This is a genomic window from Vibrio sp. Y176 (assembly GCF_033438945.1).
The window spans coordinates 1-1203 of the sequence record NZ_JAWOQS010000092.1 but is presented as its reverse complement, the minus strand read 5'-3'; the positions used below and the strand labels follow the sequence as shown (position 1 = coordinate 1203).

Here is a 1203-nt window from a genome sequence, read left to right as displayed (position 1 = left end):
GTGATCTCTTTCGTCATGCCGTGCAGCTGGAAATAGCCATCTCCCTAAGGAGTTAACTGCGCCATTCCTTTATCTGTGCCACGGGGGCCGTGGAAAATGACTTCTGGCCATTGCTGGTTACATTCGTTCCATTTGGTCACGTAAGCGGCTTTGAATTCAACTAAACGGTCACGCTTAGCGCCAACTGCGTTATCAATAGTTCCCGTCTCGAAACCACATGCGTTGACTAAGTAATCACAAGTAAGCAAACAATTGACGCCATTGTGTTCGTAAGTCAATTGCCAATGATCACCAAGCCAATCTGCCTGATTCAGTGTCGCTTGAGTAATCACGTTTGAATTCGGCAGTTTTGCTAAGGTTAAGTTAGCAATAGCCGCTAAACGGAACACGCTCCAACCATACTCCTGAACGGCAACGACCGGATATTTTAATTGCTCTAAATCAGCGTGTTGAGCAAAAGGAATGCTCCATTCATCAAATGTGGATGGATGTTCTGGTTGGTTTTGTTTTGCCAGTTCCTGCAGTTCTTCTTTCGAATACAGTTTGAAATACTCTTCAGGTTCGCCAAGTACTTTGTTGTGTTCGTCTTTGTCGACCAACGCCTGGTAAGCACTTTTAATCACCTCTAAGCGAGGCAGCAGCGCGAATGGGTCACCCCCATCAGAGTGAGGTACGGCAATAATGGTAGGACGAATATTCAGTGAGTGAGGATACAGTCTGATCGTATCTATAGATTGCGTAAGCAAATCCAAACATTGTTGTTCAGAAATTTCACGATACAAATTACCGCCCGCATGAAGGTGACAAATGGGTGGGCCGTTGACTCACGATACACCCTTTTCAATAACAGAGACTTTGAATCCCAACTCTGCAAAATGAATGGCGGCTGTGGCACCGGCTACACCACCACCTACAACGGCGATGTGTTTATCTTTATGACTTAGAAACTCAGACTTCATTGCTTCACTAAAAATTTTATAAGGAGAAATCTTTACTAACCGTGATTCTACTCGGGTTTGGGTATGATTAAAATCACAAAAAGTTCATGGGTTTGCGATAACTTTAAAAGTTGCTTTACGGAATAAAAAAATTGCGAAAAAAGTGCTTGACGAAGTGGTTTGATGAGCGAATTTTTAGCCTGTTGTGTATAAGAATCCCACTCTAAGACCCATGGCGTAAAGCTTGCGGAAACACCCCTATTTT

At 43.5% G+C, this 1203-nt stretch carries 1 protein-coding gene and 1 pseudogene; both read right to left on the bottom strand.

Annotation, left to right across the window (positions count from 1 at the left end; genetic code table 11):
* Positions 1–47: 47 nt before the first annotated feature.
* Positions 48–959: pseudogene (locus tag R7O13_RS24295) on the bottom strand (FAD-dependent oxidoreductase); the annotation flags it as partial.
* Between the two features lie 47 nt (positions 960–1006).
* The coding region (locus R7O13_RS24290) for a hypothetical protein (protein ID WP_318304858.1) at positions 1007–1203 on the bottom strand (197 nt) is incomplete at its 5' end.